Annotated in this window: 1 protein-coding gene; it reads left to right on the top strand. The window is 51.8% G+C overall.

The window, feature by feature from the left end:
* On the top strand, positions 1 to 514 hold a 514-nt coding region (locus ACTHTU_RS11205), incomplete at both ends, for a hypothetical protein (RefSeq protein WP_440362589.1).

Here is a 514-nt window from a genome sequence, read left to right as displayed (position 1 = left end):
ATGTGGAAAAAAGATAAACGGCGACAGAAAAAAAGAGAGAAAAAACGATGACGGAAAGAAGGGATTGAAAAGCGGAGGTAGAAAGAAAAGAAAAGGCAGTGGGAAAAGGGGGAAGAAGGCCGGTGGAGGGAAGAGAATGGAAGAAAAAGAAAGAAGAACGAAAGGGGAGGATTTTTCAAAGCGGAGGAAAGGGGGAGGAAGGAAGCAGAGAGAGGGGAGGGAAAAGAAGGAGAGGAAAAAGAAGGGGAGAGGGGGAAGAAGAGGGGGGAAAGGGGAAGGGGAGGGAAAGGAAGAGGGGAAAAAGGGAGGGAAGGGAGGGGAGAGGGGGAGGGGAGAGGGGAGGGGGGGAAGAAGAGGGAGAAAAAAAGAGGAAGGGGGAAGAAGAGGAAAGGAAAGGGAAGAGGAAGGAAGGAGGAAAACAAGGAGGGAGGAGAAGGAACAAGGAGAAGAGTGCAGCTGCGCCGGAAAGGACAACAGGTCCGCATCTCGGCCGTGTAGTGAAGCGAACATCAAC

Origin of the sequence: Neisseria sp. P0020.S005 (assembly GCF_051957055.1) — a bacterium.
GTDB lineage: Bacteria > Pseudomonadota > Gammaproteobacteria > Burkholderiales > Neisseriaceae > Neisseria > Neisseria subflava_A.
This window is presented reverse-complemented; position numbering and strand designations above follow the sequence as displayed.